The organism is Alistipes sp. CHKCI003, assembly GCF_900021155.1.
Taxonomy (GTDB): Bacteria; Bacteroidota; Bacteroidia; order Bacteroidales; family Rikenellaceae; genus Alistipes; species Alistipes excrementavium.
This window is the reverse complement of the sequence record NZ_FCNT01000058.1, coordinates 23,488-30,246: the sequence shown is the minus strand read 5'-3', so window position 1 is coordinate 30,246 and position 6,759 is coordinate 23,488. Positions and strand designations below refer to the sequence as shown.

6 protein-coding genes are annotated in these 6,759 nt (G+C 64.2%); 3 read left to right on the top strand and 3 right to left on the bottom strand.

The window, feature by feature from the left end; all coding sequences use genetic code 11:
• The 3 genes from BN3659_RS13500 to BN3659_RS07605 form a co-directional block, all read right to left on the bottom strand.
• The coding region (locus BN3659_RS13500; protein WP_253181071.1) for a DUF5683 domain-containing protein at positions 1–1,475 on the bottom strand (1,475 nt) is incomplete at its 3' end.
• A gap of 7 nt (positions 1,476–1,482) precedes the next feature.
• On the bottom strand, positions 1,483–2,346 hold the full coding sequence (locus BN3659_RS07610) for a ParB/RepB/Spo0J family partition protein (protein WP_091535880.1): 864 nt from the start codon (positions 2,344–2,346) through the stop codon (positions 1,483–1,485).
• Between the two features lie 13 nt (positions 2,347–2,359).
• The gene (locus BN3659_RS07605; RefSeq protein WP_091535877.1) at positions 2,360–3,124 is read right to left on the bottom strand and encodes a ParA family protein; all 765 of its coding nucleotides are present in this window, start codon (positions 3,122–3,124) and stop codon (positions 2,360–2,362) included.
• A gap of 340 nt (positions 3,125–3,464) precedes the next feature.
• Here BN3659_RS07605 and BN3659_RS07600 point away from each other — a divergent pair, with 340 nt between their 5' ends.
• From BN3659_RS07600 to BN3659_RS07590, 3 genes are read left to right on the top strand one after another with little or no spacing between them, the layout of a single operon-like run.
• The gene (locus BN3659_RS07600) at positions 3,465–4,412 is read left to right on the top strand and encodes a CPBP family intramembrane glutamic endopeptidase (RefSeq protein ID WP_224757892.1); all 948 of its coding nucleotides are present in this window, start codon (positions 3,465–3,467) and stop codon (positions 4,410–4,412) included.
• A gap of 44 nt (positions 4,413–4,456) precedes the next feature.
• Positions 4,457–5,347 carry a hypothetical protein gene (locus tag BN3659_RS07595; RefSeq protein WP_317041651.1) on the top strand — a complete coding sequence of 297 codons (891 nt, stop codon included), beginning with the start codon at positions 4,457–4,459 and terminating at the stop codon, positions 5,345–5,347.
• An 8-nt stretch (positions 5,348–5,355) separates the two neighbouring features.
• A complete protein-coding gene (locus BN3659_RS07590) occupies positions 5,356–6,759 on the top strand; it encodes a peptidylprolyl isomerase (protein WP_091535872.1) in 1,404 nt (467 codons plus the stop codon).

The following is a 6,759-nucleotide window of genomic DNA, read 5'->3' as shown; positions in this document are numbered from 1 at the left end:
TCCGACGCTCGAATGATGCAGAGGTCGCGGTTGCGGCGGTAGCTGTCCTTGTAGCTCTTGAGCGTTTTGGCCGGAATGCGGCCTTGGAACTCGTCGGGCGAACCGTCGGGGTAGGCGTCGCGGTTGTCGTCGTAGGCCGTGCGCAGGGCATAGGCTTTCTTGAAGCGTTGGAAGCCGCGGTTGTTCCAGTCGATGCAGTAGATCATCGAGGCGAAGCCTCCGACGACGAACGGCACCTTCCAGTAGCTTTTGTTGTAGATCTGGCCGGCGCCCGGACAGATGCAGGCCAGCGTCGTGGCCTTCTTCACGTCCGAGACGTCGTTGGTTGCGTAGTTCACCGCCGCGTCGCCGAGGAAATAGACGTACGAAGCGATCGTAACGCCCAGATAGAGCTGGCGCCGCGTATTGCTGCGGATCATCTTGGTTTGCAGCACGTCGAGCGCCGCGTCGCGGTCCGTGCTGATCAGCGTGAGCTGGTCGTAGGCGCGTTTCATCGGGCGGTAGTCGTTGCTCTCGCGGATGAAAAGCGCCAGTCCGGCGCCGAGTGTGCCGTAGAGGATCGGCAGTTTCCAGTACTGTTTGTTGTAGACCTGACCGTAGCCGGGCAGGACGGCCGAGATCCAGCAGACCTTCGAGAGCGACATCGAGTCGCTCATGAACCAACCCCGTTTGCGGCGGGTCGTGTCGAGCAGTACGGACGGTGCGCTCCGCAGCGAATCGTCGGCCGCGAGGATGCGCTCCGTGTCGTACACGAGGCTGTCGCGCCCGAGCGTATCGGCGAGCACGGCCGCCCGCAGTCCGAGCGAGTCGAGCGACAGGGTGTCGGCCGCATAGACGAGCCGGTTCGCGGAGTCGAGCGCCGCGACGGTACCGGCCGGTGGCTCCAGCACGGCCGCCCGCAGTCCGAGCGAGTCGAGCGACAGGGTGTCGGCCACGTAGACGAGCCGGTTCGCGGAGTCGAGCGCCGCGACGATTCCGGCCGGAGTAACGATGCGCCCGAGCGAATCGACGGTCAGCCCCTTTCCCGCACCGAAGAGGAGCGAGTCGGCGCTCAGGGCGAGTGCGCCGCTTCCGCGGGCGAGCGTGTCGGGTTGTTCGATCAGCCCTCTGCGGACGATCGTCCGCGGGCCGCGGCGGCTTTGCGCGGCGGCCGGTTGCACGGCGGCGAGAAACGCGATGAGCAGCAGCAGAAGCGGCAGAAGCCGGTGGCCGCATGCGTGCGCGATGCCGTCGCGGAGCGCCTGCATTCGGGACGAGGGGTCTGCCGCCGCCGGAGCCGGAGCCGTCCGTTCGGCAATCGCTCGGCGGTCGGAGGGGCGGAGCGCTCCGGTTCGGAAAGAGGGGGCCTCCGGTTTCTGCGGCGCGGAAGGCCGCAGCGCCTCTGCGGCGACCGCCGAGCGGACCGAGCGGGGAACGCCCGCCGGCAGGGGCGATCCCTGCGGCGCGGTGTGCGTGATGCGGCTGCCCTCTTTCATGCGGGTGTTAATTGCGTGAAGTGAAACGTTCGAGGATCCGTTCGATCTGCGCGTCGTCTTCGAAACCGATGACGATCTTGCCGCCGCCGTTTTTCGAGCGGCGGATGCTGATCTGCTCCGTGAAGAGTTTTTCGAGCTGTTCGACCAGCCGGGCGTAGCTCTCGGGGTACTCCTCCTCGTCGGCGGGTGCGGCGGAGCGTTTCTCGGCCGCCGCACGGGCCAGCTCTTCGAGCTGCCGCACCGACAGCCCTTTGCGGACGCAGCGTTTGAGCAGGCGCACCTGCAGCTCGTCGGGCGCTCCGGCGATCGCCTTGGCGTGTCCCATCGAGATGAGGCCCTCCTTGAGGGCGAACTGCACTTCGTTCGGAAGTTTCAGCAGACGCATGTAGTTCGAGACGGTCGAACGCTTCTTGCCCACCTTCTCCGACAGGGCGTCCTGCGTGAGGTGGCACTCCTCGATGAGGCGCTGCATGCCCAGTGCGATTTCGATGGCGTTGAGGTCCTGCCGCTGGATGTTCTCCACGAGGGCCATGGCGTGCAGGTTCTCGTCGTCCGCCTCGCGGACGTAGGCCGGGAGGGTCCGCAGGCCGGCCCGCCGGGCGGCTCTCCAGCGGCGTTCGCCGCTGATGATGACGTATTTGCCGTCGCTGCCGCGCTTCACGGTGATCGGCTGTATGACGCCCAGCTGGCGGATCGAATCGGCCAGTTCGCCGAGCGCCTCCTCGTCGAACGAGGTGCGCGGCTGCGTGGGGTTGGGGACGATCTCCCCGATGGGAATCTCGGCCATTTCGCTCATCGGCGCCACCTGCGCTTCGACCTTGTCGGTGCCGAAGATCGCGTCCAGCCCGCGTCCTAATCCTTTCTGTTTCATATCGTGGTCCGTTTTATTTCTTGCGGTTGCGTTTGAGCAGCTCGCGGGCCAGCGTCAAATAGTTCGCCGAACCTACGGCCGCAGCGTCGTAGAGCATGACGGGCTTGCCGTGCGAGGGCGCTTCTCCCAAACGGATGTTGCGCTGAATTATTGTGTCGAAAACCAGCTCCTTGAAGTGTTCGCGCACCTCGGCGACCACTTGATTGTTGAGGCGGTTGCGCATGTACATCGTCAGCAGGAAGCCTTCGATTTCGAGCGAGGGGTTGAGGCCGCTGCGGACGATCCGCACGGTGTTGAGGAGCTTCGACAGCCCTTCGAGCGCGAGGTATTCGCACTGCACGGGGATGAGCACCGTGTCGGCCGCCGTGAGGATATTGACCGTCGTGTAGCCCAGCGAGGGCGAGCAGTCGATGAAGATGTAGTCGAAGCGGTCGCGCACCTCGTCCACGATGCGTTTCATCACGCGGTGGGCGTCCTCCATCTTGGGCAGTTCGGTGTCTGCGGCCACCAGATCGATCGACGAGGGCAGCACCCAGAGGTTCTTCACGTCTTCGCTCCGGAGGATCACCTCCGAAGCCGTCCGGGCGCCCGTGATGCACTCGTAGATGCCGTCGAGGTCGATGTCGAAACCCAGACCCGAGGTGGCGTTGGCCTGCGGGTCGGCGTCGAGCAGCAGCACCTTCTTGCCCAGCAGGGCGATGGAGGCCGCGAGGTTGATGGCCGTGGTGGTTTTGCCCACGCCGCCTTTCTGGTTGGCTAATGCGATTACCTTTGCCATGTTTTCTTCGGAGTTTATAAGCAGGCAAATTTACGCAAATATTACGGGTTCTGCAAATGCCGTTCCGTCAAATTCGCATCCGCGGGCGCTGCGCGCGGCTTTTGCGGCGTAAAAAGACGCTTCGCGCTCCGGACGTTGCCGAAAAATGATTATCTTTGTCCGAAAATGCGGTTTCGCTCGGACGGCCGGCGGCCCCGCGGTGCGCCGGCCCGCGTTCGAAACCGCCTCCGGCGCGCAGGACGCGGGCCGGAGCGGCGAGGCGGTATGCGGCCGGAAGCCGGGTGCGGCGGTCCGTTCCGCGGCGGCCGAACCTCCGCGAACGTTTCAAAAAACGGAACTTATGACAGAGAATCGAAATCCCAATCCCGCGGCGGAGCCCGCTCCGCAGCCGCAGGAACGGCGCGATGCGCAGGCCCCCGCGCCGGGCGGAACGCCGGAGGGAGCGCCGGAAACGGCCGCTCCGCAGCCGCCCAAACGGCACTCTTTTCCCAATGCGGGCGATCTGTTGGCCATGCTGGGCATCTTTCTCGTGGCGCAGGTCGTCGGCGGTTTCGCGGCCCTGCTCTGCGGCGCGGTCCCATTTTCCCGCGTGGGGGCCATGACCCCTGCCGAGACGGGCAAGCTGCTGGCCGTGTCGGGCGCCGTGGCCTATGTGCTGACTTTCTGCGGGATCGTCGGCTACCGCCGGATGCGCGGCGGCCGCGGGCGGATCGCACGCTTTTCCGTGCGGGGGCTCGATCCCGTGCTGCTGCTCTGGGGGCTCGTCTTCCTGCTGGCCGCGGGCGTGGTGCTCGAACCGCTGCTGGCGCTCCTGCCCGCTCCCTCGATGCAGAACTACGGAACCGGGCTCTGGACGATCGTCGCCGTGGTGCTCTTCGCGCCCGTCTTCGAGGAGCTGATCTGCCGCGGCTTGGTGCTCGAATCGCTGCGCACGCGCTACGGCGTGGTCGCCGCGTGGCTGCTTTCGTCACTCTTTTTCGGGGTCATCCACTTGCAGCCCCAGCTGGTGGTCAACGCCTTCTTCGTCGGTCTGATTCTCGCCTACATCTACATCCGCACCGATTCGCTCTGGCCGGCGATGATTCTCCATGCCGTGAACAACGGCGTGGCCTACCTGATGATGACCTTGGGGTGCGGCAGTTTTCTCCTTTCGGACCTCGTTCCCGACCGCACGGTCTATACGATCCTCTATGTCGTTTCGGCCGCGGTCTGCGCCGCTTCGGGCGTGATGGTTTGGCGGACGCTGCGCGAGCTGGGACGCCGGGAGAAAAAGCGCGATGAGGCGTAATAATCCGCGTGCGGAAGCGTTATTACCTATAAAATTGCGTATCTTTGTGCGTCGGTAAAATGGGTTTTCGTTCGAAAATAGCGCTTGGAGCCCTGCTCCTCGCGTCCGGATGCCGGGAGGCTCCCGGCTATTTCGTGGGCGACACGACGCTGGCGCGCGTCGGCCGCACGGAGCTGTACCGGCGCGACGTGGTGTCGGCCGTGCCTCAGGGCATGTCGGGCGAGGACAGCGTGGCGTTCGTCGAACTCTTCATCGACCGCTGGATCAAAAAACAGCTCAAGCTGCGCGAGGCGGATCGTCTCTTTTCCGAGTCGGCGGAGGATATCGACCGGCAGGTCGAGGAGTACCGCCAGTCGCTCCTGATCCGCAAGCTCGACCAGTACTACGTGGACCGCACGATCGACACGGCCTTCACCGACGACGAGATCGCGGCCTACTACAAAGCCCACCGATCCGACTTCCTGCTCGACCGCACGATCGTCAGGGGGCGCATCCTGCGCTTCGACGAGCGTTACCGTCAGGCGAAAAAGCTGCTGGAACTGATGGCGTCGCCCTCGGCCGAGCGGCAGCAGGACTTCCGCGACCTGTGTGCCAAGAACGAGTTCCTGCTCACCGATTTCACGGAGGCGTGGGTCGATTTCCAAGAGTTTCTGAGCTATCTGCCCACGCTCCGCTCGCAGAACTACGACTCGGCGCTCGATGTGCGCGGCGTGCAGCAGATGCGCGATGCGCACGACCGCTACTACTACCAGATCGAGGCGGTCCTCCGCGCGGGCGAGCCCATACCGCTCGAACTCGTGCGCGGCAACATCCGCCGCATCCTCTTCAACAGGCGGCAGAGCGAGCTGATCCGCAGCCACGAGGAGGAGCTTTACGCGAAGGCCGCCGCGGAGGGCGACTTCCGGATTTACGAACAGAACAAAACAGAGAAATAACGAAGAGTATGTCAAAGAAAGGTTTGCTGCTCGCGGCCCTCGTGCTGGGCGTCTGGAGCGCCGGGGGCCAGACGCGGCAGGTGATGCTCGACAAGGTCGTGGCGGTGGTGGGCGGTTCGTCGATCCTCTACTCCGAGGTGGACGAGTATGCCCGTCAACTGACGGCGCAGCGCCGCGCCGAGGGCTACACCTCCGACCGCAATCCCCACAACGAGGCGCTCGAAGCGCTGCTGACGCAGAAGCTGCTCTACAATCAGGCGCTCATCGACTCGGTCGAGGTCAATACGGCCGATCTGGTTTCGCGCGTGGACGAGCAGGTGTCGATGATGGCCGAGGAGGCCGGCGGCATCGCCGAGCTGGAGGCCCGGCAGCATATGGCGATCTTCAACATCCGCGAGGTCATGCGCCGGCGCTACGAGGAGCAGGCCTATGCGCAGGCGATGCAGGGACAGGTGGTGAGCCGCGTGAAGGTGATCCCGGGCGAAGTGGAGCGTTTCTACAAGAAAATCGACCGCGACAGCCTGCCGATCATCCCCGAGCAATACGTCTATGCGCAGATCACCCGTTTCCCGAAGTCGATGGTGCAGGCCAAGCAGCGTGCGAAGGAGCGGCTGCTGGAGATGCGCGAGCGCATCATCCGCGGCGACGCGAAGTTCGAGAACCTCGCCCGCATGTATTCGCAGGACGGTACGGCCATCCGCGGCGGCGAGATGCCGCCCATGCGCCTGAACGAGCTGGATCCTTCGTTCGCGGCGGCGCTCGAAAAGCTGCGCCCGGGCCAGATCTCCGAAGTAACGGAGTCGCAGTTCGGATTCCACATCATCCAGTCGATCGACAAACGCGGCAACGTCTACCGCTTCCGGCACATTCTGGTCAAACCCGACTATACGCAGGAGGAGCTCGTGGCTTCGCTCCATACGCTCGACAGCCTCGTGCGGCTGGTGCGGGCCGATTCGATCACTTTCGAAAAGGCTGCGCGCGACTTCTCGGACGACGCCCACTCGAAGATGAACGGCGGCATCGTGTCGAACCACGACATCCTCGAACACTGGAGTGCGACGGACGTCCGCTACACGCAGACGGCCTTTTTCAAGGAGGATTTCGGCCGCTACCGCAAGATGGACGACTACAATGCGTTGCAGCGTCTCAAGGTCGGCGGGATTTCCGACGCCTTCCTCACGCAGGACATCGCGGGCAACGAGCTGGCCAAGGTCGTGAAACTCGTCGAGGTCATCCCCACCCATACGGCCGAGCTGGGCAAGGACTACCTGCGGCTCGAAGAGATGGCGTTGCAGGCCAAGCAGGAGCGCGTCTTCGAGGAGTGGCTGACGAAGAAGATCGAAGGCATGTACGTCTTCATCGCCCCCGAATACCGCAACGGGGAGTTCCGGAACAAACATTGGGTCAAATAA

Coding starts and splice junctions, on each gene's coding strand:
- BN3659_RS07600 (WP_224757892.1), top strand. CDS start 3,465: ATGACAGAGAATCGAAATCCCAATCCCGCGGCGGAGCCCGCTCCGCAG.
- BN3659_RS07590 (WP_091535872.1), top strand. CDS start 5,356: ATGTCAAAGAAAGGTTTGCTGCTCGCGGCCCTCGTGCTGGGCGTCTGG.
- BN3659_RS07610 (WP_091535880.1), bottom strand. CDS start 2,346: ATGAAACAGAAAGGATTAGGACGCGGGCTGGACGCGATCTTCGGCACC.
- BN3659_RS07605 (WP_091535877.1), bottom strand. CDS start 3,124: ATGGCAAAGGTAATCGCATTAGCCAACCAGAAAGGCGGCGTGGGCAAA.